This is a genomic window from Pseudomonas fluorescens (assembly GCF_041354075.1).
Lineage (GTDB): Bacteria > Pseudomonadota > Gammaproteobacteria > Pseudomonadales > Pseudomonadaceae > Aquipseudomonas > Aquipseudomonas fluorescens_CE.
The window spans coordinates 282486-305467 of sequence record NZ_JARZGC010000001.1 but is presented as its reverse complement, the minus strand read 5'-3'; the positions used below and the strand labels follow the sequence as shown (position 1 = coordinate 305467).

31 protein-coding genes and 2 tRNA genes are annotated in these 22982 nt (G+C 61.1%); 20 read left to right on the top strand and 13 right to left on the bottom strand.

Annotated features, from left to right (window positions below):
* The first annotated feature begins 235 nt into the window (after positions 1-235).
* Both QIW53_RS01560 and QIW53_RS01555 read left to right on the top strand, forming a co-directional pair.
* Positions 236-424, top strand: coding sequence for a hypothetical protein (locus tag QIW53_RS01560; protein WP_371047942.1), 189 nt, complete (start codon positions 236-238; stop codon positions 422-424).
* A 215-nt stretch (positions 425-639) separates the two neighbouring features.
* Entirely contained in the window at positions 640-921 is a 282-nt protein-coding gene (locus QIW53_RS01555; protein WP_371047941.1) for a hypothetical protein, read from the top strand.
* Between the two features lie 11 nt (positions 922-932).
* Here the strand turns inward: QIW53_RS01555 and QIW53_RS01550 are convergent, their stop codons facing one another.
* A complete protein-coding gene (locus tag QIW53_RS01550; RefSeq protein WP_371047940.1) occupies positions 933-1163 on the bottom strand; it encodes a hypothetical protein in 231 nt (76 codons plus the stop codon).
* 72 nt (positions 1164-1235) lie between these two features.
* Entirely contained in the window at positions 1236-1595 is a 360-nt protein-coding gene (locus QIW53_RS01545) for a hypothetical protein (RefSeq protein ID WP_371047939.1), read from the bottom strand.
* A 211-nt stretch (positions 1596-1806) separates the two neighbouring features.
* On the opposite strand from QIW53_RS01545, the gene QIW53_RS01540 reads away from it, so the two are divergent.
* From QIW53_RS01540 to ada, 4 genes are all read left to right on the top strand, one after another.
* Entirely contained in the window at positions 1807-2109 is a 303-nt protein-coding gene (locus QIW53_RS01540; RefSeq protein ID WP_371047938.1) for a DUF1883 domain-containing protein, read from the top strand.
* A gap of 24 nt (positions 2110-2133) precedes the next feature.
* A complete protein-coding gene (locus QIW53_RS01535) occupies positions 2134-2304 on the top strand; it encodes a hypothetical protein (RefSeq protein WP_192308481.1) in 171 nt (56 codons plus the stop codon).
* A gap of 11 nt (positions 2305-2315) precedes the next feature.
* Positions 2316-2981, top strand: a complete 666-nt coding sequence (gene alkB / locus QIW53_RS01530; RefSeq protein WP_192308480.1) for a DNA oxidative demethylase AlkB — start codon at positions 2316-2318, stop codon at positions 2979-2981.
* Positions 2982-3067: 86 nt separating this feature from the next.
* Positions 3068-4114, top strand: a complete 1047-nt coding sequence (gene ada, locus QIW53_RS01525) for a bifunctional DNA-binding transcriptional regulator/O6-methylguanine-DNA methyltransferase Ada (RefSeq protein WP_371047937.1) — start codon at positions 3068-3070, stop codon at positions 4112-4114.
* Position 4115: 1 nt separating this feature from the next.
* On the opposite strand, the gene acuI is transcribed toward ada, so the two are convergent.
* Entirely contained in the window at positions 4116-5099 is a 984-nt protein-coding gene (gene acuI / locus QIW53_RS01520) for an acrylyl-CoA reductase (NADPH) (RefSeq protein ID WP_371047936.1), read from the bottom strand.
* A 192-nt stretch (positions 5100-5291) separates the two neighbouring features.
* Between acuI and QIW53_RS01515 the strand changes: the two genes are divergently transcribed.
* The 10 genes from QIW53_RS01515 (at position 5292) to QIW53_RS01470 (ending at position 11955) form a co-directional block, all read left to right on the top strand.
* Positions 5292-6356 (top strand): NAD(P)H-dependent flavin oxidoreductase, encoded by a 1065-nt coding sequence (locus tag QIW53_RS01515; RefSeq protein WP_371047935.1) that lies wholly within the window; start codon positions 5292-5294, stop codon positions 6354-6356.
* Between the two features lie 145 nt (positions 6357-6501).
* The gene (gene modA / locus QIW53_RS01510) at positions 6502-7254 is read left to right on the top strand and encodes a molybdate ABC transporter substrate-binding protein (RefSeq protein ID WP_371047934.1); all 753 of its coding nucleotides are present in this window, start codon (positions 6502-6504) and stop codon (positions 7252-7254) included.
* Positions 7255-7935, top strand: coding sequence for a molybdate ABC transporter permease subunit (gene modB, locus QIW53_RS01505; protein WP_371047933.1), 681 nt, complete (start codon positions 7255-7257; stop codon positions 7933-7935).
* 3 nt (positions 7936-7938) lie between these two features.
* Complete coding sequence (modC, locus tag QIW53_RS01500; RefSeq protein WP_371047932.1) at positions 7939-9018, top strand: molybdenum ABC transporter ATP-binding protein; 1080 nt, start codon at positions 7939-7941, stop codon at positions 9016-9018.
* 75 nt (positions 9019-9093) lie between these two features.
* A complete protein-coding gene (locus tag QIW53_RS01495) occupies positions 9094-10134 on the top strand; it encodes a DNA topoisomerase IB (protein ID WP_371047931.1) in 1041 nt (346 codons plus the stop codon).
* A 70-nt stretch (positions 10135-10204) separates the two neighbouring features.
* Positions 10205-10426: a hypothetical protein gene (locus QIW53_RS01490; RefSeq protein ID WP_371047930.1), complete on the top strand. Its 222-nt coding sequence runs from the start codon at positions 10205-10207 to the stop codon at positions 10424-10426.
* A gap of 99 nt (positions 10427-10525) precedes the next feature.
* Complete coding sequence (locus tag QIW53_RS01485) at positions 10526-10756, top strand: hypothetical protein (protein ID WP_192308472.1); 231 nt, start codon at positions 10526-10528, stop codon at positions 10754-10756.
* A gap of 297 nt (positions 10757-11053) precedes the next feature.
* The gene (locus tag QIW53_RS01480) at positions 11054-11350 is read left to right on the top strand and encodes a hypothetical protein (RefSeq protein ID WP_371047929.1); all 297 of its coding nucleotides are present in this window, start codon (positions 11054-11056) and stop codon (positions 11348-11350) included.
* Positions 11351-11602 (top strand): type II toxin-antitoxin system HigB family toxin, encoded by a 252-nt coding sequence (locus tag QIW53_RS01475; RefSeq protein ID WP_371047928.1) that lies wholly within the window; start codon positions 11351-11353, stop codon positions 11600-11602. It begins immediately after the preceding gene.
* A complete protein-coding gene (locus QIW53_RS01470; RefSeq protein WP_371047927.1) occupies positions 11602-11955 on the top strand; it encodes a helix-turn-helix domain-containing protein in 354 nt (117 codons plus the stop codon). The genes QIW53_RS01475 and QIW53_RS01470 overlap by 1 nt, the downstream gene beginning before the upstream one ends.
* Positions 11956-12036: 81 nt before the next feature.
* Here the strand turns inward: QIW53_RS01470 and QIW53_RS01465 are convergent.
* The 6 genes from QIW53_RS01465 to QIW53_RS01440 all read right to left on the bottom strand — a co-directional run bounded on the left by QIW53_RS01465 (position 12037) and on the right by QIW53_RS01440 (position 17456).
* Positions 12037-12123 (bottom strand) — tRNA-Leu (locus tag QIW53_RS01465).
* A gap of 195 nt (positions 12124-12318) precedes the next feature.
* Positions 12319-12392: transfer RNA gene (locus QIW53_RS01460), tRNA-Cys, on the bottom strand.
* Positions 12393-12811: 419 nt separating this feature from the next.
* Positions 12812-14158: a glutamine synthetase family protein gene (locus QIW53_RS01455; RefSeq protein WP_371047926.1), complete on the bottom strand. Its 1347-nt coding sequence runs from the start codon at positions 14156-14158 to the stop codon at positions 12812-12814.
* A gap of 20 nt (positions 14159-14178) precedes the next feature.
* The gene (locus QIW53_RS01450; protein ID WP_371047925.1) at positions 14179-14733 is read right to left on the bottom strand and encodes a helix-turn-helix domain-containing protein; all 555 of its coding nucleotides are present in this window, start codon (positions 14731-14733) and stop codon (positions 14179-14181) included.
* 26 nt (positions 14734-14759) lie between these two features.
* Positions 14760-16049, bottom strand: a complete 1290-nt coding sequence (locus QIW53_RS01445; protein ID WP_371047924.1) for an NAD(P)/FAD-dependent oxidoreductase — start codon at positions 16047-16049, stop codon at positions 14760-14762.
* A 204-nt stretch (positions 16050-16253) separates the two neighbouring features.
* On the bottom strand, positions 16254-17456 hold the full coding sequence (locus tag QIW53_RS01440; protein ID WP_371047923.1) for an NAD(P)/FAD-dependent oxidoreductase: 1203 nt from the start codon (positions 17454-17456) through the stop codon (positions 16254-16256).
* Positions 17457-17709: 253 nt separating this feature from the next.
* Between QIW53_RS01440 and QIW53_RS01435 the strand changes: the two genes are divergently transcribed.
* Positions 17710-18276: an RrF2 family transcriptional regulator gene (locus tag QIW53_RS01435; RefSeq protein WP_371047922.1), complete on the top strand. Its 567-nt coding sequence runs from the start codon at positions 17710-17712 to the stop codon at positions 18274-18276.
* A gap of 3 nt (positions 18277-18279) precedes the next feature.
* Here the strand turns inward: QIW53_RS01435 and QIW53_RS01430 are convergent, their stop codons facing one another.
* Complete coding sequence (locus tag QIW53_RS01430; protein WP_371047921.1) at positions 18280-18615, bottom strand: hypothetical protein; 336 nt, start codon at positions 18613-18615, stop codon at positions 18280-18282.
* A gap of 91 nt (positions 18616-18706) precedes the next feature.
* Between QIW53_RS01430 and QIW53_RS01425 the strand changes: the two genes are divergently transcribed.
* Positions 18707-18961, top strand: a complete 255-nt coding sequence (locus QIW53_RS01425) for a hypothetical protein (RefSeq protein WP_371047920.1) — start codon at positions 18707-18709, stop codon at positions 18959-18961.
* Here QIW53_RS01425 and QIW53_RS01420 read toward each other — a convergent pair.
* The gene (locus QIW53_RS01420; RefSeq protein ID WP_371047919.1) at positions 18939-19127 is read right to left on the bottom strand and encodes a DUF2188 domain-containing protein; all 189 of its coding nucleotides are present in this window, start codon (positions 19125-19127) and stop codon (positions 18939-18941) included. The genes QIW53_RS01425 and QIW53_RS01420 overlap by 23 nt on opposite strands.
* 212 nt (positions 19128-19339) lie before the next feature.
* On the opposite strand from QIW53_RS01420, the gene QIW53_RS01415 reads away from it, so the two are divergent.
* Positions 19340-19702 (top strand): NUDIX hydrolase, encoded by a 363-nt coding sequence (locus QIW53_RS01415; protein ID WP_371047918.1) that lies wholly within the window; start codon positions 19340-19342, stop codon positions 19700-19702.
* A 44-nt stretch (positions 19703-19746) separates the two neighbouring features.
* On the opposite strand, the gene QIW53_RS01410 is transcribed toward QIW53_RS01415, so the two are convergent.
* Both QIW53_RS01410 and QIW53_RS01405 read right to left on the bottom strand, forming a co-directional pair.
* The gene (locus QIW53_RS01410) at positions 19747-20646 is read right to left on the bottom strand and encodes a polysaccharide deacetylase family protein (protein WP_371047917.1); all 900 of its coding nucleotides are present in this window, start codon (positions 20644-20646) and stop codon (positions 19747-19749) included.
* A 97-nt stretch (positions 20647-20743) separates the two neighbouring features.
* A complete protein-coding gene (locus tag QIW53_RS01405; RefSeq protein ID WP_371047916.1) occupies positions 20744-21727 on the bottom strand; it encodes an ABC transporter substrate-binding protein in 984 nt (327 codons plus the stop codon).
* Positions 21728-21989: 262 nt separating this feature from the next.
* On the opposite strand from QIW53_RS01405, the gene QIW53_RS01400 reads away from it, so the two are divergent.
* Positions 21990-22976 (top strand): aliphatic sulfonate ABC transporter substrate-binding protein, encoded by a 987-nt coding sequence (locus tag QIW53_RS01400; RefSeq protein ID WP_371047915.1) that lies wholly within the window; start codon positions 21990-21992, stop codon positions 22974-22976.
* Positions 22977-22982 lie beyond the last annotated feature (6 nt).

Sequence of the window (22982 nt, the reverse complement as noted above, 5' to 3'; positions counted from 1 at the left end):
TACGAGTTTCGGCGCAGTCTAATCAGGCGGCGTGCACCTTACAATGCCCCGCACTGGCTAACCGATGCCAACATACGAGAAATATTCCAGCGGATAGTTCCGCAGGATTGCCGGAGTGCCATTAGGCATAGCAGAAATTCCCGCCCGCGCCGATCTATCTGCCCGGCCCTGGCGCACCGATAGCGTCCATTTGACGCTATCATGGCGTCATTGAACCCACCAACGAGGCAGATAGATGTCGGCAGCAAAAAGCGTCAACGGATTTTTGATCAACAAGGCCAAAGACGGCCAGTGGTGGGTAGACAGCGCCAACGGCGAGCGCATCGCCGGCCCCTTCCCCACCGAAGCGCTGGCCATCGAGGTGGCGTCGGTGCTGGAGCTGGAACATCCGCCGGCGAAGCGGCGTGGCAAGGATAGCGAGTAATTCGGCGCGGGCCCCTGTAGGAGCGAGCATGCTCGCGATGGTCGTTAACGATGACGCTGGAATCCTGACACCCCGCGGTGCTTCGGCCTCCATCGCGAGCATGCTCGCTCCTACAGGGAATTGCATAGGGCGAGAAAGAAGTGGCATTTGGCTATAACCTTTTGACTTCAGCGCTGTCACAGGCTTAGCCCTATCATCCCGATGACGACCTCACCATGAAAAAACTCTTGCCGTTGATTGCGCTGCTGGCCTTGTGTGGCTGTGCCACCACCGAAACCACTTACCTGAACAATGGCGAACAAGGCCTGGCCATCGATTGCTCCGGGGAAGCCAATTCCTGGGCCGCCTGCTATGAAAAGGCCGATGCCTCCTGCGCCGGCACCGGTTATCGAATCGTCGGCACCAACGGCACCCCATCGCCCGCCGAAAGCGACAAGACCCTGGGAGTCGACGTCGGCAACTACAAGAACCGCAGCGTCGTGGTGGTCTGCAAGTAAGGCGACCGAGCCTACATGTGGATCTCGGCGAACTTGATACCCAGGCCTCGGATGGTTTCGATCAGTTCGTCAAGGCGGGCGAAGGATTCGACTTCGTCGTGGTCATCCACCAGGAAATAACTGCGCCCGGCGCTCTTCTTGAAAAACACGATCCATTCCGCCGTGTCCGCCGGGTTCTGAATCACGTGAGTGGCAGAGATATGACCCTCTGCATGCCGCTCCCTTACTTGCTCTCGCTTCATGCTCGACTCCAGAAATGACAATGCCGCCAAAGCGTTGCTTTGGCGGCATCGGTGCTGACGGGCGGTATTCTATCAGCCGGAAATGCACGCGGTGGCGGCGTTACGCACATCCATGGGGCGCAAGGGAACGTTGGAGATGCGTTCATGCAGCTTGATCCCGCTGCCATTGGAGCGTTCTTCGATATCGAATACGGCGGCCGGCCCCGAGGAAAACTTCTGCGGCACGATCACCCGCACACCGTCCTTGCCCTGCGGCTCGACTTGCAAGGCACCACGGCTGCTGGCCAGTTTTTCGGTCAGGCACTGCGCGTATTCATTGGGTTTCTTGCCGGACATCACGTTCATGGTGGGCAGCGACTCGTTGATTTCCTCAACACTCGCACAACCACTCATCGCCAACGCAAACGGCAGGAACCACACACCCCACTTCATAAAAAACCTCCGCAAAGATCCTCCGACAGCACAAACACTGGTTTTCTCCGAGGCTCATCGCTTTTATCGTTCATTGAATTTCGAATAACCGGTTTTAATTGCCAAAGCACACACCGGCGACCGGATAATAACCCGTCCGGGCTGATAAACTGCGCCAATCGCCCATGCTATCGTTTTGATTTTGTAGAAAAAGCCCTTCTGGAGGCGCCTCATGAAATTTATCCACCAGCGCGAGCACCTCAATGAAGACGATATCGTCGTCATCCAATGCTCGCAAATGTGCAACATCCGTTTGATGAACGACGCCAATTTCCGCAGCTTCAAGAATGGCGGCCGCCACACCTACCATGGCGGCGCGTTCGACACCTTCCCGGCGCGCATCACCGCTCCGAGCACCGGCTTCTGGAACATCACCATCGACACCGTCAGCCGTCGGGCAATCAGCGTCACCCGCAAGCCGACCCTGACCCACTCGATCAAGATCATCCGCCGTTCCAGCTCGAAACTGAGCTGAACAGCCCGACACGCAGGCACGACCATGGCCCAAACCACCAAATACGTCATCAAGTACAAGCTCAACGGTGAGCGTCGCTTCGAATTTGCCCAGCTTGAACACGGCACCGAAGCCGAAGCCAGGGCAGCGCTGGACGCCCTGCATGGCGCCGGTGAAGATGTCATCAGCGAGATCAGCGTCAGCAAGGCGCTGTAACACGTGGATTCATGAGCCCGATGAACTTCGATCTGTTTGCCGACGCGGAGCCCGAACAGGTCCCGCGGCGCGAGCAGATTGGCCAACAGTCCTTCGTCCTGCGGGGCTTCGCCCTGCCCTGGCTGGAGCGATTGCTGCCGGCGCTGGAGACGGTGCTGGCGGCGGCGCCGTTTCGACAAATGGTCACGCCCGGTGGCTTCACCATGTCGGCGGCCCTGAGCAGTTGCGGCACCTGGGGCTGGACCACCGACCGCAACGGTTATCGCTATTCACGCCTGGATCCTCACACCCAGGCGCCCTGGCCGCCGATGCCGGAGGTGTTTTTCGCCCTCGCCCAGGCGGCGGCGCTGGACGCGGGTTTTGCCGACTTCGTGCCCGATTCATGCCTGATCAACCGCTACATTCCCGGCGCAAAGATGTCATTGCATCAGGACAAGAACGAAGCGTCCTACGCAGCGCCCATTGTTTCCGTGTCCCTGGGGCTGCCGGCGATGTTCCTGTTCGGTGGTTTCGAGCGCAACGACAAAAGCCAGCGGGTGCCGCTGTTTCACGGCGATATCGTTGTCTGGGGCGGGGTCGATCGCCTGCGTTATCACGGCATCTTGCCAATCAAGGCAGGTCAGCATCCACGCCTGGGCGAGCAACGGATCAACTTCACGTTCCGCACCTCACACTGAACCCCGGAATTTGACCGCAAGCCCCGGAGTGCGGCGACCTCGCCGTCTGGTTAATCTGATTCAAACGGATCAACGGACAGAACGCCATGACCACCACCGAGAACGATCCCCGCTGGGCCGCCGTCGTCGCCCGCGACCCCCAGGCTGACGGGCAGTTTGTGTATGCGGTGAAAACCACCGGCATCTATTGTCGACCCAGCAGCCTCGCACGCTTGCCCAAGCCGCAGAACGTCGAATTCTTCGACTCGGCCGAGCAAGCCCAGGCAGCGGGTTATCGCCCGAGCAAACGGGCGGCGAAGGATCACTCCGAGGTCGCCACGCAACACGCCGCGACCGTCGCCGCAGCGTGCCGCCAGATCGAAACCGCCGAGCACCTGCCGACGCTGGGCGAGCTGGCCGATGCCGCAGGCCTGAGCAGCTTTCACTTTCATCGCGTGTTCAAAACGGTCACCGGCCTGACGCCCAGGGGCTACGCCACGGCTCACCGCTCGCGCAAGGTGCGCCAGCGCCTGGCCGAGGGCGGTTCGGTGACCGATGCCCTGTATGACGCGGGCTTCAACTCCAACGGCCGTTTCTACGCGGCGGCAGATCAACTACTGGGCATGAAACCCGGTGATTATCGCGCCGAGGGCCTGAACAACGACATTCGCTTTGCCGTCGGCCAGTGTTCGCTCGGGGCCATTCTGGTGGCGCAGAGCGCACGCGGCGTTTGCGCCATCCTGCTGGGCGACGACCCGCATCAATTGGTGTGTGATCTGCAGGACAAGTTTCGACGGGCCAACCTGATCGGCGCCGACCACGCGTTCGAGCAGTTGATCGCCAGGGTCGTCGGTTTCATCGAAGCCCCGGCCATCGGCCTGGATTTGCCGCTGGACGTGCGCGGCACGGCATTCCAGGAACGTGTCTGGCAGGCACTGCGCGACATCCCCGCCGGCAGTACCGCCAGTTACGCCGACATCGCCCGGCGCATCGGTGCCCCCAAAGCCGTGCGCGCCGTGGCCCAGGCCTGCGGCGCGAACAGTCTGGCGGTGGCCATTCCCTGCCATCGCGTGGTGCGCAGCGACGGCGACCTGTCAGGTTATCGCTGGGGCGTAGAGCGCAAACGTCAGTTGCTGGAGCGGGAGACGCGCTGAATCAGCGGTTCACATCCACCACCACCCGGCCACGCAACTGGCCGGCGAGCAGGCGCGGTGCTGCCTCGATCGCTTCGCTCAGGCCGATTTCGTGACTGATCAGTGGCAGCAGCGCAAAATCCAGGTCCTTGGCCAGTCGGTTCCACGCCACAATCCGCTTGGCCTTGGGCTGGGTCACGCTGTTGATCCCGGCGAGCGCCACGCCACGCAGGATGAACGGGGCGACCGACGCCGGAAAATCCATGCCCTGGGCCAGACCACAGGCGGCGACCGTGCCATTGGCCCTGGTGCTGGCGCAGGCGTTGGCCAGGGTGTGGCTGCCCACCGAGTCGATGACCGCCGCCCAGCGCTCCTTGACCAAGGGTTTGCCGGGCTCGGACAGGGTCGCACGGTCGATGATGTCGCTGGCACCCAGGCGCTTGAGGTAGTCGTGTTCCGAAGTACGCCCCGTGGACGCCACCACCCGGTAACCGAGCTTGTTGAGCAAAGCGATGGCGAAACTGCCGACTCCCCCGTTGGCACCGGTCACCAGGACTTCGCCCTGTTCCGGCGTCACGCCGTTATGTTCCAGCGCCAGAATGCTCAGCATCGCCGTGTAACCGGCCGTGCCGATGGCCATGGCCTGGGCGGGGGTAAACTCCCGGGGCAACGGGATCAGCCAGTCGCCATTGAGGCGCGCCTTTTGCGCCAGGCCACCCCAATGCCCTTCGCCGACGCCCCAGCCGTTGAGTACGACCTGATCACCGACCTTGTAGTCCGGATGCCCGCTGACTTCGACGGTCCCCGCCAGATCGATGCCGGGCACCATCGGAAACTTGCGCACCACCGGACTGCTGCCGGTGATGGCCAGGCCGTCCTTGAAGTTCAACGTGCTGTAGGCCACACGCACCGTCACATCGCCCTCGGGCAGTTGATCGTCATTGATCTGTTGCAGCGTGGCGCGGTAACCGCTGTCGTCCTTGTCGATCAGAATCCCCTGGAACATGGCTGTCTCCGGCTGGTTATGAATGGGCTGTAATGGAATAGCACAGCTTCATTGTTTGCCATACCCGACTTTTGGCAAATGACCGGGTGGGAGCGGCCCATACAAAAACTCGATTGGTATTACGCCCATAATTTCTGTTAAAAAATCCCGCACTACCGTCCCTGCCCTGTTTTGACGTCGGAGAACCCTGCAATGAGCCACTGGCCAGACACCCGAATAATCGATCTGCTGGGGATCGAACTGCCGATCATCCAGGCCCCCATGGCTGGCGCCACGGGCATCGCCATGGTGGTCGCCGCGAGCGAGGCTGGCGGCCTGGGCTCGCTGCCCGCCGCGATGCTGAGCACCGAACAATTGCGCGAAGACCTCAAGACCATCCGCCAGCAGACCCGGCGACCGATCAACGTCAACTTCTTCTGTCACCAGCCGCCTGCCGCCGATGAGCCACGCGCACAAGCGTGGAAAACTCTGCTGGAGCCCTACTACCGTGAATTGGGCGTGGACTTCGATGCCCCCACGCCCGTGTCCAATCGCGCGCCCTTCGACGATGCGACCTGCAAGATCGTTGAAGAGCTACGGCCGGAGGTGGTGAGTTTCCACTTCGGTCTGCCCGAGCAATCCCTGCTGGATCGCGTCAAGGCAACCGGGGCCAAGGTGTTGTCGTCGGCCACCACGGTCGAAGAGGCCATCTGGCTGGAACAGCATGGCTGCGATGCGATCATCGCCATGGGTAATGAGGCTGGGGGCCATCGCGGCATGTTCCTCACCGACGACATCAGTGGCCAGGTCGGCCTGTTTGCCCTGCTGCCGCAAATCGTCGACGCCGTGAAAGTGCCCGTGATTGCCGCTGGCGGCATTGCCGATGCACGAGGTGTCGCAGCGGCGTTCGTGCTGGGCGCTTCGGCGGTACAGGTGGGCACGGCGTACCTGTTCACGCCGGAGGCCAAGGTCAGCGCCTCCCACCACCAGGCCTTGCGCACGGCGAAAGAAAGCGACACCGCGCTCACCAACCTGTTCACCGGTCGTCCGGCACGGGGCATTTTCAATCGGGTGATGCGCGAAATCGGCCCCATGAGCGACAAGGCGCCGGCCTTTCCGCTCGCCGGCGGCGCGTTGCTGCCGCTGCGGGCCAAGGGCGAGGCGCAGTTCGCCAATCTCTGGGCCGGGCAGGCGTTCCCGTTATCGGTCGAAATGTCCACTGCCGAATTGACCCGGCACCTCGCCGAGCAAGGTCTGGCGAAGCTGACACGCACTTGATGCAAGCCCTGTAGCCGCCACTGCTGGCGGCTACAGGGTTCAATTGGACGCACCCGATGGATTCCGTTTGCAGGCATTTCGCTATATAGTTTTTTACATAGCGAGTTACCCCCCCCCTGTTTTACTGCCTTCCACGGAGCCGTTCATGACCATTCGTGCCTTACGTTTCGCCCCGCTGCTCGCCGTATTCGCTATCGCCGGCGCCCATGCCGACGAAGTCCAGGTGGCCGTCGCCGCCAACTTCACCGCACCGATCCAGGCCCTCGCCGCCGACTTCGAGAAAGACACCGGGCATAAACTGGTCACCTCGTTTGGCGCGACCGGCCAGTTCTACACCCAGATCAAGAACGGCGCACCGTTCGAAGTGTTCCTGTCGGCCGATGACACCACCCCGGCAAAACTCGAAACCGAAGGCGACACGGTCAAGGGCTCACGCTTCACCTATGCCGTCGGCACCTTGGCGTTGTGGTCGGCGAAGGAAGGCTACGTCGATGCCCAAGGCAAGGTGCTGGCCGACAACCAGTACCAGCACCTGTCGATCGCCAACCCGAAAACCGCGCCTTACGGCCTCGCCGCCACCCAGGTTCTGGCCAAAGAGGGACTGACCGACAAGGTCAAGGACAAGCTCGTCGAGGGCCAGAACATCACCCAGGCGTTCCAGTTCGTTTCAACCGGCAACGCCGAACTGGGCTTCGTCGCCTTGTCTCAAATCTATAAAGACGGCAAAGTCACCAGCGGTTCGGCCTGGATCGTCCCATCCAGCCTGCACGATCCGATCAAGCAGGACGCGGTGATTCTCAACAAGGGCAAGGACAATCCGGCCGCCAAGGCGCTGGTTGACTACCTCAAGAGTCCTAAAGCCGCTGCCGTCATCAAGTCCTACGGCTATGAAATCTAAATGACCCTGACGAGTGCCGATTTTTCCGCCATCTGGTTGACCCTGAAGCTGGCATCCCTGACCACGGTCATCCTGCTGATCATCGGTACTCCGATTGCGTTATGGCTGTCGCGCACCCGCTCCTGGCTACGCGGCCCGGTCGGGGCGATCGTCGCCCTGCCCCTGGTGCTGCCACCCACGGTGATTGGTTTTTACCTGCTGCTGGCGCTCGGCCCCAACGGCTTCGTTGGCCAGTTCACTCAATCGCTGGGGCTGGGCACCCTGAGTTTCAGTTTTGCCGGCCTGGTGATTGGCTCGGTGCTGTACTCGATGCCGTTCGTGGTCCAGCCGCTGCAAAATGCCTTTTCCGCCATCGGCAGCCGCCCGTTGGAAGTCGCCGCGACCTTGCGCGCCAACCCCTGGGACGTGTTCTTCAGCGTCATCCTGCCCCTGGCCCGGCCCGGTTTCATCACCGCGGCCATTCTCGGCTTCGCCCACACCGTTGGCGAGTTCGGGGTGGTGCTGATGATCGGCGGCAACATCCCGGACAAGACCCGAGTGGTCTCGGTGCAAATCTACGATCACGTCGAAGCCATGGAATATGCCCAGGCCCACTGGCTGGCCGGGGCCATGCTGGTGTTCTCGTTCGCCGTGTTGCTGGCGCTCTACTCCAGCCGCAAAACCAAAGCAGGCTGGAGCTGATCGATGATTCATACGCGTTTGAAATTGAGTTACTCGGGGTTCGCCCTGGATGTGGATTTGCAACTGCCGGGCCGAGGCGTCACGGCGTTGTTCGGCCATTCCGGCTCGGGCAAGACCACCTGCCTGCGCTGCATCGCCGGCCTGGAACGGGCCGAACAGGGTTTCATCCAGGTCAACGATGAAGTCTGGCAGGACAGCGAGCGCAAGGTGTTCGTCCCACCCTACAAGCGTGCACTCGGCTACGTGTTCCAGGAAGCCAGCCTGTTCCCGCACCTGTCGGTGCTGGCCAACCTGGAGTTCGGTCTCAAGCGCATTGCAAAACAGCAGCGCCGGGTCGACATGGCGCATGCCACCCGGTTGCTGGGCATCGGCCACCTGCTCGACCGGCATCCCCAGCACCTGTCCGGTGGCGAACGCCAGCGCGTCGGCATCGCCCGCGCCCTGCTGACCAGCCCGCAATTGCTGCTGATGGACGAACCGCTGGCGGCGCTGGATGCCAAACGCAAGGGTGAGATCCTGCCGTACCTGCAACGCTTGCACGATGAACTCGACATCCCGGTGCTGTACGTCAGCCACTCCCAGGACGAAGTGGCGCGGCTGGCCGACCACATCGTGCTGCTCAGCGATGGCAAAGCTTTGGCCAGCGGTCCCATTGGCGCCACCCTGGCACGCCTCGACTTGCCGCTGGCCCTGGGAGACGACGCCGGCGTGGTGATCGAAGGCCACGTCAGTGCGTATGACGCCGATTATCAGTTGCTGACCCTGCAATTGCCGGCCACCGCCTTGAGCATTCGCGTCACCCATACGCCCATGGCTGTCGGCCAGGCACTTCGCTGCAAGGTGCAGGCGCGGGACGTCAGCCTGAGCCTGCACGGCGCCGAGCAAAGCAGCATCCTCAATCGCCTGCCGGTGACCGTAGTCAGCGAGATGGGCGCGGACAACGCGGCCCACGTGCTGATCCGCCTGGACGCGGCCGGCACACCGCTGCTGGCACGGATCACCCGTTACTCCCGGGATCAATTGCAGGTGCATCCCGGCCAGCAGCTCTGGGCGCAAATCAAGGCCGTGGCGGTACTGGCGTAAATCCGCTGGCACGACGGCAACGGCGCGTGGTCAATGGCTGTAACGGCCCCTGATTCGTAGCCAAGGACAACCGCCATGCCCGACGCCGTAACGCTCGATGCACTGCCGCCCGACCTGCATTATGTCGATGACACCCAACCCGGCCTGACACGCAGGAAACTGCGCGGCAAGTTCTGCTATTTCGACGCCGCCGGCCAACGCATTACCGATCCCGACGAAGTGAAGCGCATCAACGCCCTCGCCGTTCCCCCGGCCTACACCGATGTCTGGATCTGTGCCGACCCGCGCGGGCACCTGCAAGCCACCGGGCGCGATGCACGAGGACGCAAGCAATACCGATATCACCCGCGCTGGCGCGAAGTGCGCGATGCCGACAAATACGCACGCCTGCGCGACTTCGGGCTCGCCTTGCCCAAGTTGCGCCGGCAGCTGGAAGTGTTGCTGGATGCACCGGGTTTCAGTCGCGACAAAGTCATGGCCACGGTCATTTCCCTGCTCGATGCGACGCTGATTCGCGTCGGCAATACGCAATACGCTCGGGACAACCGCTCCTACGGGCTGACCACCCTGCGCAACCGTCACGTGGAGGTCAATGGCACCGCGATCCGTTTCCAGTTTCGCGGCAAGAGCGGCATCGAACACCAGATCACCGTGAAGGACCGACGCCTGGCGCGGATCATCAAGCGCTGCCAGGAAATCCCCGGACAAAACCTGTTTCAGTACCTGGATGAAAACGGCGAGCGGCACACCGTGAGTTCGTCCGATGTAAATGCCTATTTGCGGGATCTCACCGGTGCCGACTTTACCGCCAAGGACTACCGCACCTGGGCCGGCAGCGCACTGGCGCTGGCGGTGCTGCGCGAGTTGCAATGGGAGCCGGAGTCGGACGCCAAGCGCCACGTCGTGGACATGGTGAAGAGCGTCGCCCGGCAACTGGGCAACACTCCGGCAGTCTGTCGCAAATGCTACATCCACCCGGCCGTGCTTGAGGGCTTCCTGCTCGGAGCACTGGCGACGCTGCCCCGCCCAAGAACGCGCAAGGGCCTGCGGGCCGAGGAAGTGGGGCTGGCGATGTATCTGGAACAGATGATCGAAGCCGCTCAACCGACGAAGTGACCGTGCATTTTTTGCACGATCACCCAACGCTTCTATAGTAGATGTGACAGAAATAAGCGTCGGTGAAGCCATGGAAGACATTTTCGTTGTCAAACGCTGCAACAAGATCATCATCCATGGCCGCCGAGCCGGGGAAAGCGAACACCTTCCCCCTCACGCCGCCGTCTGGTATCGAGTCGCCGATACCCGCACCCACGGTTTCATCGGTGATGGCTATGACGATGAGAGCGATGCCCAGCGTGTCTGCCAGCAGCTCAATGCCCGCTCACGCGTCACCGCCCGGCAAGGTTGAAGACCGGGTCTATACTGAAGGAGCTGAAGGACCAGCAACGGCAAAAGCTCGCCTCCTGCGGGCTTTTTGATTGAAAGGTTTCTTGAACGGAGGTTTTCCATGTCCGAAAAAGAGTCCATCACCACCCTGCTCACCCTGCTCGACTCGCGTCAGGTGCGTCTGGCGGCAGCCTGCAAGGAAATCGCCGATTGGGTCGATCATCAAGGTGGCCACCCCACCGCGCTCAGAATCCGCGATCGCCTGAACGACATCGAGAAGGACACCCCGCTGATCCGCAATACCCTGTCCTCGCTCAAACCTGTCGACCGGCCGCTGCCCCGGTTCAAATGACATCCGGCACGGGCCGATGCGGGGTATGTGAACGGTGAGCGCTTTTCACCGTGCGCAACCTTGCCTGCCGTTTATCGCTTATCCCCAACCCGGCTGACGTCGGTATTTTTTTGCCTGTGCATTTCACGTCGCTTTCACATTTCACCCTCTACAGTGAACTCACTCCTTTGCAATACCCCGACCCGCCCGCATGCGGGTCTCTTTTTGCCCGTCTTTTGCCCGCTGCCCATTTCTCCTTGCCCGAACCTCACAGACCGGGAATGGTCGAACAGGGACACGTCACGAAGGAGTCCTGCGATGGTTACTCATTTCAAAACGGGCGGGCACCTGGCCTGCGGTCACAAGGGCAGCAAGCTCACTTCGAGCACTGAATTGAATCGGGTGAAATGCCGAAGCTGCCGGAACACCGACGCATTCAAAAATGCCCGTAAAGACCAGCGCAACGCAGCAAGACGCGCCGCGCGAAATGCTTCGCGCAATGCCAATGCCACTCATGTCACCAATGACTGGCGCACGGCCTGGGTCGAACGTCTCAGCACCATGGCCGGACTTCAGCGCTTGCCTCGCGGCTTTTCGGGCCAGCCTTTCGTTTAGGTGAAAAACGATGCTGAGCGACCACTCACGCAATGGCACAATATGATGCTTAAGGTGACTTGGGATAATCCACAAGGACTCAAAGCCGATCTCCGTACAGCAAGCGTCGTCAAGGGCGGCAGAGTCCTGTTCAATATTGCCGGCAACAAGTACCGACTGGTGGCGGCCATCGACTACCGCCTCCAGATTGCCAGGGTCAAGTTCGTTGGCACACACGCGCAGTACGATCAAATCAACGTGGAGACAGTGTGATGAACCTTAAACCGATTCGTAGCGACGAAGAGCTCGATAAAGCCTTTGCGCGCCTTGAGGAGATTTGGGGAGCGGCTGCGGGATCTGCGGAGAGTGACGAACTTGAGGTGCTCTCGATGCTTATCGAAAAGTATGAAGTTGCGCACTACCCGATCGGGCCAAGCGACCCTGTAGAGGCCATCAAATTCACAATGGAACAGCAAGGATTGAATGCCCGGGATCTGGAACCGTTTATTGGCCCCAGCGGGCGCGTGTCCGAAGTGTTGAACCACAAACGTTCGCTTAGCCTGACCATGATCAAACGACTGCACAACGGCCTTCGCATTCCATATGAAAGCCTGCTCAGCAAGTAAGACGCGAAGCGGCTTCCGAATGACGGACCGGAAACAAACAAGGGTTTGCGTGCTTTCGCCCGCAAACCCTTGTTTTCAAGATGGTGCCCGAAGCCGGAATCGAACCGGCACGCCCTTACGAGCGGGGGATTTTAAGTCCCATGCGTCTACCAGTTTCGCCATTCGGGCGGTAGCGCGGTAATGCGGTCGGAGGGCTGGCAGACGCTTGCGCTGTCAGTTCTGACGCAGGTGCAGCAGAGGACGAAATATATACATCCCGTCCGGGTGAAGCAAGTTTGCCAATGCCCTTTTCAAGACTAAATCTTGCAGGCAATGCAAATAAAAAAGCTCCGTAAATCATCGATCTACGGAGCTATTTTAAAGTGGAGGCCGAGGTCGGAATCGAACCGGCGTAGGCGGATTTGCAATCCGCTGCATAACCATTTTGCTACTCGGCCCCAATGCATTCGATGTTATGTGAAGCAACATCAAAGGCGTACAAACCTGGAGTAGATTCTAGATCTAACTCCTTGAAAACATTGAGCTTTTTAAGCGGTCAGTGCTTTCGATGGCGTGAATTATGGACTGATTTGCCGGGGCTGACAACCCCTTGATTTCAAAAAAAAATCTGTCACGGCCCGGAACGCTGGAGGAGGTTTGCGCCCTCTCCTGCCAACAGCGGGCAAAAAAAATCCCGGGCAGCTGATGGAAGCCCGGGATCTAAAAATGCATAAACCGTGGTGGTGAACGCGGGCCGAATGTTACGGTTATTTTCACCATGTAACAATATGTTTTAGCTCACCACATGGTTAAAAAAACCGTTAACCCCTTATATATCCTCACATTTTTTAAGGCTGTGCCGCGACGGATGGTCTGTTTACAGGAACCAGCGGTACTCACGGGCACTGATGTCCTGCAGGAACGCCAAATGGTCCTGGCGCTTGTTTTCACAGTAGACCTTCACGAATTCTGCGCCCAATCCCTCCCGCACCGCCTCGTGGTCTTGCATGGCGCGCACGGCCTCCAACATCTCCAACGGGAAGTCGACGCCGCTGCTGCGGTCCTGGTTGAGGGGCGCGATGGGTTCCTGCTTGGCCTCGAGCCCGAACTCCAACCCCGCCAGGATCGCTGCCAGGACCAGGTACGGGTTGGCATCGGCACCCGCGAGGCGATGCTCGATGCGCAAATTATCCGGGTCCGACTCAGGCACCCGCACGCACGCATCCCGGTCTTCGAAGCCCCAACTGGCGCGGGTGGCGACATTGGTGGTGCCGCTCAAGCGACGCATGGCGTTGTGGTTGGGCGCGAAGATCGGCATGCAATGGGGCAACAGTTTCAGACAACCGGCCACGGCATGGCGCAGCGGCTGTTGGCCGTTCGCCGCCAGCAGGTTGTTGCCTGCCTTGTCGTACAGGCTGACGTGCACATGCATGCCGCTGCCGGGGTGCTGCAGGTACGGCTTGGCCATGAAGCTGGCCCGGTAGTGGTGTTTCATCGCCACGCCGCGGGTGCTGCGGCAAAACAGGGCTGCCCAATCAGCAGCCCGCAGCCCGTCGTCGAGGTGGCCGAAGTTGATCTCGAACTGGCCAGGGCCCAGCTCGGCGGTGATCACCGTGGTGTCGATGCCTTGCGCGCGCGCGGTCTCGACCATTTCATCCAGAACCGGCGAGAAGCGCGTCAGTCGCTCGATGTGCATGTTTGGCTGATCATCCGCATCGTCGGTCAGCGAATCCCGTGCAAACTGCGGCAAGCCGTCACGTAACTGGCGATCGAACAAATAGAATTCCAGCTCGAAGGCCACCACCGGAAAGATCCCTTTGCGCTCCAGGCGCTCCAGGACTTGCGCCAACACTTCCCGTGGCTCGAAAACGATGGGTTTTTCGGTACCGCTGGAGGTGATCAGCATTTGGCCCAGGGGCTGCTTTTCCCAATCGACGATTTTCAGCGTGCCCGGCACCAGACGACGTGGGGCATCGGGGTCACCGTCGTTGAAGCAATAGTCCCCAATCTTGAACAAACCGCCCTGGGCGCCGAGCAAAACGCAGTTCTGCGGCAGCTTGAGCGCGCTGCCGGCGGCGACTTTTTCGAGCATCTCGATCGGATAGCGCTTGCCGTAGAAGTGCCCGGGAATGTCCAGGGAAATCAGGTCGACGTAGCGCACGTCCGGGTGGCGCTGGCGAAACGTGCGCACTTCGGCAACCAGTTCAGAACAGACAGCATCCATCATTGCGTTCCTTGTTGTTGTCAGGTGTAGACCCAGAGCACCCGGGTGAGTTGATCGGAGAGATTGCCGTAGCGGCAATGGGCATGGCTGGCGAGCTGGAAACTGTCCCCGGCCTTGAGGGTGACTGGCTGATCGTCATCCAGCCACACTGTCAGTTGCCCTTCGAGCACGTATCCGCCCTGCTCCGAGCTGTCTTTCATGTGCCGGTCGCCGCTGCTGGCGCCTGGCTCGAGCTGGCTTTCGAGCATCGAGAACGACGCGCGCATTTTCGGCGACACCAGGATGTCGGTGATGCCGTCGGCGTAATACAGCGTGCGGCGCTCGTCCGGGCGGGTGACCCACGGCAGGGCCATGGGCTTGGGCAGGCTGTAGAAATAAGTGGTCGGCACACCGAGGGTTTCGCTGATGGCGGTCAAGTCCGCCACCGTCGGCCGCGAGAGCCCACGCTCGACCTGGGAGAGAAAGCCCACCGAGCGGCCGATCTTGTCCGCCAGTTCCTTGAGCGTGTACTTTTTGTGTTTGCGCAGGTCCTGGATCAGGATTGCCAGCGCCGAGATTTCTTCTTGCCTGTCCATCGAAATGCTTCCAGAAAATGTGCGGTTCAAAGGCTGTCGCGCAACCGATACCAGGCCTTGCCGATGGCTTCCAGCGGCGCCGCCATGTACTTGCCGCCCGGGAAACGGCCGTTGACCAGGCCCTGATACAACGCGAGCTCATCCGGCTGGCCGAGTATCGCGTCGGCAACAGCACGGGCGCCGGCCAACGTCGGCAGCACGCCGTGCCCCGAGTAACCCTGAAGCCAGTAGAGATCGCCGCGTCGACCGATATCCGGCGTGCGCTTGAGCGTGAGATCGATATGCCCGCCCCAGGCGAACTCCAGCGCCACGTCCTTGAGCTGAGGAAACACCCGCTCCAGGAAAGGACGCGTTGCTGCCGCGATGTCTCTCGGCATGCCACCCAGGTAGGTGCAGCCACCGCCAAACAGCAAACGGTGGTCAGGCGTGCGGCGGAAATAATCGAGGACGAACTGGTTGTCGGTGACGCAGACATTGCTCGGCAGCAGCGCGGCGGCCTGTGCTGGCGGGAGTGGCGCAGTCGCCACCTGATAGGTGCCGACCGGCAACACGCAGCTCGACAGTTGCGGGTCGAGCCGATCCAGGTAGGCGTTGCAGGCCAGGACCAGCACATCGGCGCGAATACGGCCGTGCTCAGTAGTGACCACATACCCGCCACCTTCTTCGCGATAGCTCAGCGCCTTGCTCTGCTCATGAATGCACCCTCCCGCACCCTCGATGGCTGCTGCCAGGCCGAGCGCCAGCTTGAGGGGATTGAGGTGCCCACCTTCGGGATCGAACAGGCCGGCCTGGTAACGCTCGCTGGCGACCCAGTCGGGCAACTGCTCGCGGGCAATGAACTGCAAACCCTCATGCCCCCACTTGTGGGCGGCCTCGTGCTGCCATTCCGTCAGCAGCCCCACGCGGCGCGGCAGCACTGACGTCCAGAGATGACCGGGGCGGTAATCACAATCGAATTCATGCCGTGAAGGCAAAGCGCGCAATTCCTGGGCGGCCCAGCGCATGCCGTCCCATAGCCGCCGTGCCCGCTCGTAGCCCAGCGCCGACTCGAGCGGCGGCATGTCGCACGACCAGCCGAGAATCGCCTGACCGCCATTACGCCCCGACGCCGCCCATGCCACGCGACTGGCCTCCAGCAGCGTCACGCGCTTGCCGGCCTGAACCAGTCGCAGCGCCGTGTGCAGCCCGCTGAAACCGGCACCGATGATCAACACCTCGGTGTCGTGTTCGCCTTCAAGAGCGGCACGTTCGACCAGGTGATCAGCGCAGGCGTGGGCGTAGTAGCTGGCGACATGCTGGGTGGATTGCAGAAACATGCGGAGGGCTCATGAAATTTATTTGTTTAAATTTCATGAAAAAATACAGATGTTATTTCACGCAAGCAAGCCCCCCCCTGTAGGAGCGAGCATGCTCGCGATGGTCGCAAGAACTCCGCGTGGCATCAGATGCGCCGAGTTATCGTTAACGACCATCGTCGGAACGCCGCCCGGAGCATGCTCGCTCCTACAGATGGGGTGGGATCAGGCGATCGGGATCAGCGGATCGGCGGCGGCCCAGGCGGCTTCACGGTTGGCCGCCGGCGGGTAGATCCACACGGTGTTGATCTGGGTCTTCAGATTTTTGGCCTCCTGCTTGACCAGTTTCACCTGGCGATCCCAACCCTCGGTGTACACCGCGCCCCAGGCCCCGAGGTCCAGGCAAGTGACGTACTTGGGCTGGCTGTACGGCAGCGCATCCACCCCCAGGATCTGTGCGGCAACGTTATTGCCGGCGTAGCGACCCAGCATGATCGCGTGCTGGCACGTCATCAGCGCGTGGTTGCCAATGTCGTCGGAGGCGGCGTAGGCCACGTCGCCGGTGGCGAAGATGTCGTCCTGGCCAATGACTTTCAAATGGCTGTCCACGTGCAGGCGACCGAGGTGATCGCGCTCTGCCGGAATCTGCTCTGTCAGCGAGCTGGCGCGCACGCCGGTGGTCCAGACCACTGTCCGGGTCTCGATACGCTGGCCGTCGCTCAGATTGACGCCGTTGGCATCCACGGATTCCACTGACGCCTTCAGGTGCCATTTCACGCCGGTTTCGATACTGGCTTCTTCGATCGATTTGGCAATTTCCGCCCCCATCGAGCCGCCAATCTTCTCACCGCGATCAACGATGATCACGTCGATGTCGGCCTGCTCACCGAGGATCGCCCGCAGACGTGCGGTCATTTCGGTCGCCGTTTCAATCCCGGTAAAACCGCCACCGGCGACCACGACTGTGTCGCGCGCTTTGCTTTGCGGCAGGCTGGCCAGGGATTTCAGATGGTTCTCCAGGCGCACGGCCTGCTCGATCTGGTCGACGTCGAACGCGTGCTCGACCACACCGCTGGTGGGCGGGATAGCAAGACGGCTACCGGTGGCCAGAACGAGTTTGTCGTAGCTGCACACCTGTTTGGCACCGGAAGCATCGATGTAGCCCACTCGTTTTTGCGCGACGTCGATGGTTTCGGCAGCGCCCTTGATGAACGTCACGCCAACGGCATCGAGCAGGTCGCCAATCGGCGCCGCCAACTGGTGGGCATCAGGCTCATAGAAACGCGGACGTACGCGCAGCTCGGCCTGCGGGGCCAGGACAGTGACTGCCACATCGTTGCGGTCATGGATATCGAACAGGCGAGTGGCGCTCAACGCCGTCCACATGCCACCAAAACCTGCACCGATTACCAGGATGTGCTGCTTCATCTTTAACGCTCCGAGAGGGCCGATCAAATGATTGTCAGAAGGTCGAGCACTGTCAGCGCCGACCGAACAACTACGACTGTATTGATCCTAGTTTTCTAAAGCAATCGGTTTTTAACGATGATCACTATCACCTGCATCGATGCCCGGATACAGATGGCCTTCCACGCGCACCAGTCCGCTATGGGCAACATCGCTCATTGCCTGCCAAGCTTACGGCTGCTAACATTTACGACAACATTAGTCGGAGATTGACATGTCTCTTTACAGCGCGGGCGTTGAGTACGGCATTCACTGCCTGATTTATCTGGTGGGCAATTGCGGCGACACCCGTGAGGCGAGCGTGCGCGATCTGGCGGAGCTGCAAGGCGTGCCGCAAGACTATCTGGCAAAAATCTTCACAAAGCTGGCCAAGGCAAAGCTGGTGGTGGCGACCGAGGGCGTGCGCGGCGGGTTCAAGCTGGCGCGGCCTTCCGACGAGATCAGCGTGCTCGACATCGTCAATGCCATCGACGGACAGAAGAACATTTTTGAATGCCGCGAAATTCGTGGGCGTTGTGCCCTGTTCGAAGGCTGCACGCCCGATTGGGCCACGGCTGGCCACTGCTCCATCCATGCCGTCATGCTGACCGCGCAAAAACGCATGGAGGAGGCACTGGCCCAACAGACGATTCTTGATCTGGCCCGGCGAGTGGGACGCAAGGCGCCCGCCGAATTCAATGGCAAGGTCGACGAGTGGCTCAACGACCGGCGGGACCGCAAAAGCAGTGCCAGCCCGGCCAGGGACGATCAGTTGATCCCGGCGACCGACGTCACCGGCTGAACCTCACAGGCAATCGCGAACAGCTTCGCGCAACGCGCCCGACTTGGCCCACGGCGGCCCCTGATACAGCGATACCCGGCTGCCGTCCTTCGACTTGACGATCTCGAGAATCTCATCGGCCATGATCATGCCGGGCGCCTTGATCCGATAGCCGTTGGAGATTCCGATCTGCGTCGTTTTGGGCACTTCCTTCTGCCAGGCCGGCAACACGCAGGCGGCGTACTCTTTTGGCGCCTTTTCACTGTATTTGCTGAGGTTTGGCTCGCCCGGTACCACCGAGGCGGGCAAGGAGCACCCTGTCAACAACCCCGCTACGATTCCCGCCATCAAAGTCCGCATCATGCTTCCTTATCTGAAAAAGGAAAATGTAGCTCGTCGCCCTGCAATTCGGGACTAAAATTTCGTAGCTGGAAATGTTCAGGAGACGGTCATGTGGCTCAACGAATCTGAAAACGAACTACGACGGGATTTGCAGGGCATCGCCTCCGACCTGAGATGGTCGGCGGTGGAGTTGTTGCGCCTGGCGGAACACCTGCGCCAGTCAGGCAACGATGTCGATGCGCAGGCGGTCCACCGGTTATGCGACCTGTTTCAAGGCGATGAACAACGGCTCGCAGGTTACGCCGAGGAAGTGAAGGCCAAGACCATCAGCCGCAATAAAATCAGCGGGTCGCAGGCGCCTTAGCGCGAGCCTTGTAGCCGGGCAAGGCGGCCGCGAAAGCCAACGCCTCTTCCCGACTGCCAAAGGCTGCCAGGCGATCGCCCTGGGTGCAGACCCGCCATGGACCGTTGTTCACGCTGACCACGTCATACCCGTTCATGTGCATCTTGTTCATCATTGGAACGCTCATGAGCCACCTCTCATTCGGTGCGGTTTCGTCACACCCACCTTACACCCACTTTTCGCACCAGTGCGGACCGGGCGTCGCGAGACAATATCAACATCCGATCGCACTTCAGGTCTCGGCTCGACCTCCAACCCTCTGAACCCCCGAAAAACTTGCCTCGGACTGAATATTGCAGTTTTATGACAGTATTGTGGCAATGAGCTAGCAGGTATCACATGAAAGTCCGCGCAACCGTCATCTGCGAGCAGAACCGGCACATCCTCCTGGTACGCAAACCCAGGTGTCGCTGGACGCTGCCTGGGGGAAAAGTCGAGCGCGGCGAAACGGCCGCCGGCGCGGCCGTGCGCGAGTTGCACGAAGAAACCGGGCTGGACGCCGACGACCTGCTGTACCTGATGCAACTGGAGGCCGGCAACACCCGACACCACGTCTACGAGGCGTCGGTGCTGAACCTGGACGATGCGCGCCCGCTGAATGAAATCTTCGACTGCCAGTGGTACCCGCTGAATGCCCTGCAGAATCTCGACGCCAGTGACGCCACGGTCAGGATCGTCAGGGCGTTTCAAAGGCGTCTTTGATCAACCCAGGTCTCCGCCGCCGACCGGCAGTAGCAGCCATCACCTCAATGACTGTCGCCGTCCCAGATCCAGTTCCAGATCCCCGGCAGCTTCACCGCTTGTGAGCCGTCGCGAACGGTGCGCGCCATGGCCGCCCGTTGCAACTCCGCCTGGTCGTCGTAGAACGGCTTCTGCGCGACCTTCACGCCGGTCGCCTGTGCGCTGTCGAGGAGGATTTGCAGGTATTCCCGGGCATGTCGGGCGGTGTAGCGATTGAGGTCGTGGAAGGTCACCACCACCGGGATCACGCCGTCGACGGTCGGCAGTTCTCCCGCCGCAATGCGCTCGCGCACTTCGGACATCGACCGCAGGAAATGCGCTCGTCGCCGCAAGCTGGCGTTGAATCCCCAGACTTTGCCGTCATTGGCGCTCAGGTCGGTCAGCAATACGTGCAGACCATGCTGCCGATAGGCGGCGAACACGCGTTTGTCGTAGTTCCAGAACGGCGGGCGCACCAGGGTCGGCGGCGTACCGGTGATCGCGGCGATGTCGGCGCTGCCTTTGCTCAGGGACTGGTCCAGCTCCTGCGGACTCAGGGACCGGTGATTGGTGTGCCAGTGCGTGGCCGTGTGGAAACCCAGGATCTGACCCTCGGCGTGTTCGCGGCGCATGACCTCGCGGCCGATGTGGCTGTTGCCGGCCCGTGGCGCGCCGGTCTGCACGAAAAACACGGCCTTGAGGTTCGGTTGCACCGGGTTGTCGGCCAGGCTGTCGAGGACCGTCATCGTCGGGTTCCAGAAACTCGAGGCACTGGGCCCGTCATCGAACGTCAGGAGAAAGCGCACAGGTGCTTGCCCGCGCAGGCGCTGTTCGGTCTGCGGGGTCATTTCGATGGGCGCGGCGATACATCCCACCAGCCCGACGGCGATGGTGAATGCGCAGAAAATTCTGAACAGCTGTTTCATGGTGTGCCCTGGGCCAGACCGTTGACGCCGCACGGGTGTGCGGAGCGCGGGTTGGATCAGGGTACACGGGGTTTGGTTCCGATGTAGCCAGCCTTTGTTACTGGGCCAATGCCTGCTGGAACGAACCGTCGATGATCGGCGCCGTCGCCAGGGCTGACGGCAGTGCCTTGACGTCGAACAGGAAGTCCGCCGTGCTCTGCAGGTCCCTGGCTGCCTGGGCGTCCACCGGGCCGATGGTCATGTGTGCCTGGCGCAACCAGTGGCGCGACACGTTTTGATCCAGATTGGCTTTTTTCGCCCACAGGTCGGCGTATTCGTCGGTGTGGTCATCGACCCAGGCCCGGGCCTTTTTCAGGCGCACCAGGAAATCGGCGATGGCCTCGCGCTTGCTGTCGATGGATGGGGTCGACGCGGCAATCGCGCTGAGCCCGGGCATGAGGTTCTTGGCGGTAAGGATCGGTCGCGCCCCGGAAAACAGGATCTGCTGGGAAATGTAGGGTTCCCACACCGGGAAGGCATCGATGCTGCCCTGGGGCAATGCGGCAGCGGCGTCGATCGGCATTAGCTTGATGAAGTCGACGTAGTCCTCCGGCAGGTTGGCCTGTTGCAACGCACGCAGGGTCAGTTGCTGGCTCCAGGCGCCGGGCCAGTACGCGACTTTCTTGCCTTTGAGGTCGGCGATGGTCTTGACCGGTGAATCCTTGGGCACCAGCAAGGCGATGGTGTCCGGGTTCTGCCGGGAAACGCCGATCAGCTTGACCGGCGCCTGCTTGGCGGCCAGAAACAGAAACCCCGAATCGCCGAGAAAACCCAGATCCAGCGCCCCGGTATTCAACGCTTCGGCCAACGGCGCGGCCGCCTGGAAGTGCTTCCAGTCGACGGTATAGGGCGCCCCTTCCAGCACCCCGGACGCCTCCACCGAAGCACGGACGTTGTAGTAGTTCTGATCCCCGACGTGCAGGACGACGGGATCGGCGGCGTACGCCGTGGGCGCGGCCAACAGCGCGCTGGTCAACAGACCGCGGACAAAGCGGGAAAGGTTCCTCGGGGGCGTTCCTTGAGGGTGAATGGCATAGACCATAACGCTCTTACAGATGGCTTTTTAAATTCTATTTCAGAATAAGCTCATGACGCCCAGCGCTCACTGTTGGCCTAGCAACAGTGGCTGGACAGAGTGTTTGCCCGGCAACACCTGCGACCTCTTCACGTCAGCGCCAAGGCCTGGAAACCGGCGGAACTGACGATATGGCACAGAGCCTGCAATATTCCTTTTAGGTAGGAACTCTTCATAAAAAACTATTTTTCAGAAATAAGAAAATCAACGCCTTGCCGGAGCCGCTTTCATGACATCCACCTTCCGTTTTCCCGTCGTCAGCTCGTTGCTGACGGCATGCGCCCTGGTCTTCAGCCTGCAATCCGTAGCGCAGTCCGCTGAAGCGCCGCCTGCCGAAGTGCATCTGGACTACGCCTATTACTCGCCGGTCAGCCTGGTGCTCAAGCACCAGGGTTTCCTGGAAAAGGCCCTGCCCCAGACCAAGGTCACCTGGGTCCTGAGCCAGGGCAGCAACCGCTCACTGGAATACCTCAACAGTGGCGGCGTCGACTTTGCCTCCTCCGCGAGCCTCGCCGCCGTGCTCAGCCGCGCCAATGGCAGCCCGATCAAGTCGGTCTACGTCTACAGCCGTGCCGAATGGACCGCCCTGGTGGTGCGCAAGGATTCGCCCTACAAGACCGTAGCCGACCTGAAAGGCAAGAAGATCGCCGCCACCAAAGGCACCGACCCGTACCTGTTTACCCTGCGCAGCCTGCAACAGGCTGGCCAGAGCAAGGACGACGTGGAACTGGTGCACCTGCAACACCCGGACGGGCGCACCGCGCTGGAGAAAGGTGACGTCGACGCCTGGGCCGGCCTTGATCCGCACATGGCCGCCAGCGAAGTACAGGCCGGTTCGCGCTTGCTGTATCGCAACACCCAGTTCAACAGCTATGGCGTGGTCAGCGTTACCGAGCGTTATGCAAAGGAGCACCCGCAGGCCATCCAGACCGTGCTCAAGGCATACGAACAGGCACGGGAATGGGCGGTAAAAAATCCTGACGAACTGGCGAAACTGCTCGCCAGCGAATCCGGCCTGCCCCTGGACGTGGCCAAGCTGCAACTCTCGCGCACCGATCTGAGCAGCCCGCAATTGACGGCCCAGGACGTCATCGCCTCGAAGGCCGCCGCGCCGATCCTGGTGTCCGAAGAACTGGTGCGCCGAGGGGTCAACGTCGATCAGGTCATCGACCAGCTGATCGACACCGGCTCCAAAGAAACCGTGGCTCGTCAGTAAATCACC

Coding starts and splice junctions, on each gene's coding strand:
- QIW53_RS01540 (WP_371047938.1), top strand. CDS start 1,807: ATGAAATTTATCCACCAGCGCGAGCACCTCAATGAAGACGATATCGTC.
- QIW53_RS01555 (WP_371047941.1), top strand. CDS start 640: ATGAAAAAACTCTTGCCGTTGATTGCGCTGCTGGCCTTGTGTGGCTGT.
- QIW53_RS01400 (WP_371047915.1), top strand. CDS start 21,990: ATGACATCCACCTTCCGTTTTCCCGTCGTCAGCTCGTTGCTGACGGCA.
- modC (WP_371047932.1), top strand. CDS start 7,939: ATGATTCATACGCGTTTGAAATTGAGTTACTCGGGGTTCGCCCTGGAT.
- modA (WP_371047934.1), top strand. CDS start 6,502: ATGACCATTCGTGCCTTACGTTTCGCCCCGCTGCTCGCCGTATTCGCT.
- QIW53_RS01490 (WP_371047930.1), top strand. CDS start 10,205: ATGGAAGACATTTTCGTTGTCAAACGCTGCAACAAGATCATCATCCAT.
- QIW53_RS01445 (WP_371047924.1), bottom strand. CDS start 16,049: ATGTTTCTGCAATCCACCCAGCATGTCGCCAGCTACTACGCCCACGCC.
- QIW53_RS01440 (WP_371047923.1), bottom strand. CDS start 17,456: ATGAAGCAGCACATCCTGGTAATCGGTGCAGGTTTTGGTGGCATGTGG.
- QIW53_RS01405 (WP_371047916.1), bottom strand. CDS start 21,727: ATGGTCTATGCCATTCACCCTCAAGGAACGCCCCCGAGGAACCTTTCC.
- QIW53_RS01415 (WP_371047918.1), top strand. CDS start 19,340: ATGAAAGTCCGCGCAACCGTCATCTGCGAGCAGAACCGGCACATCCTC.
- QIW53_RS01435 (WP_371047922.1), top strand. CDS start 17,710: ATGTCTCTTTACAGCGCGGGCGTTGAGTACGGCATTCACTGCCTGATT.
- QIW53_RS01470 (WP_371047927.1), top strand. CDS start 11,602: ATGAACCTTAAACCGATTCGTAGCGACGAAGAGCTCGATAAAGCCTTT.
- QIW53_RS01550 (WP_371047940.1), bottom strand. CDS start 1,163: ATGAAGCGAGAGCAAGTAAGGGAGCGGCATGCAGAGGGTCATATCTCT.
- QIW53_RS01430 (WP_371047921.1), bottom strand. CDS start 18,615: ATGCGGACTTTGATGGCGGGAATCGTAGCGGGGTTGTTGACAGGGTGC.
- acuI (WP_371047936.1), bottom strand. CDS start 5,099: ATGTTCCAGGGGATTCTGATCGACAAGGACGACAGCGGTTACCGCGCC.
- alkB (WP_192308480.1), top strand. CDS start 2,316: ATGAGCCCGATGAACTTCGATCTGTTTGCCGACGCGGAGCCCGAACAG.
- QIW53_RS01455 (WP_371047926.1), bottom strand. CDS start 14,158: ATGGATGCTGTCTGTTCTGAACTGGTTGCCGAAGTGCGCACGTTTCGC.
- QIW53_RS01535 (WP_192308481.1), top strand. CDS start 2,134: ATGGCCCAAACCACCAAATACGTCATCAAGTACAAGCTCAACGGTGAG.
- QIW53_RS01485 (WP_192308472.1), top strand. CDS start 10,526: ATGTCCGAAAAAGAGTCCATCACCACCCTGCTCACCCTGCTCGACTCG.
- modB (WP_371047933.1), top strand. CDS start 7,255: ATGACCCTGACGAGTGCCGATTTTTCCGCCATCTGGTTGACCCTGAAG.
- QIW53_RS01410 (WP_371047917.1), bottom strand. CDS start 20,646: ATGAAACAGCTGTTCAGAATTTTCTGCGCATTCACCATCGCCGTCGGG.
- ada (WP_371047937.1), top strand. CDS start 3,068: ATGACCACCACCGAGAACGATCCCCGCTGGGCCGCCGTCGTCGCCCGC.
- QIW53_RS01425 (WP_371047920.1), top strand. CDS start 18,707: ATGTGGCTCAACGAATCTGAAAACGAACTACGACGGGATTTGCAGGGC.
- QIW53_RS01545 (WP_371047939.1), bottom strand. CDS start 1,595: ATGAAGTGGGGTGTGTGGTTCCTGCCGTTTGCGTTGGCGATGAGTGGT.
- QIW53_RS01420 (WP_371047919.1), bottom strand. CDS start 19,127: ATGAGCGTTCCAATGATGAACAAGATGCACATGAACGGGTATGACGTG.
- QIW53_RS01560 (WP_371047942.1), top strand. CDS start 236: ATGTCGGCAGCAAAAAGCGTCAACGGATTTTTGATCAACAAGGCCAAA.
- QIW53_RS01480 (WP_371047929.1), top strand. CDS start 11,054: ATGGTTACTCATTTCAAAACGGGCGGGCACCTGGCCTGCGGTCACAAG.
- QIW53_RS01450 (WP_371047925.1), bottom strand. CDS start 14,733: ATGGACAGGCAAGAAGAAATCTCGGCGCTGGCAATCCTGATCCAGGAC.
- QIW53_RS01495 (WP_371047931.1), top strand. CDS start 9,094: ATGCCCGACGCCGTAACGCTCGATGCACTGCCGCCCGACCTGCATTAT.
- QIW53_RS01515 (WP_371047935.1), top strand. CDS start 5,292: ATGAGCCACTGGCCAGACACCCGAATAATCGATCTGCTGGGGATCGAA.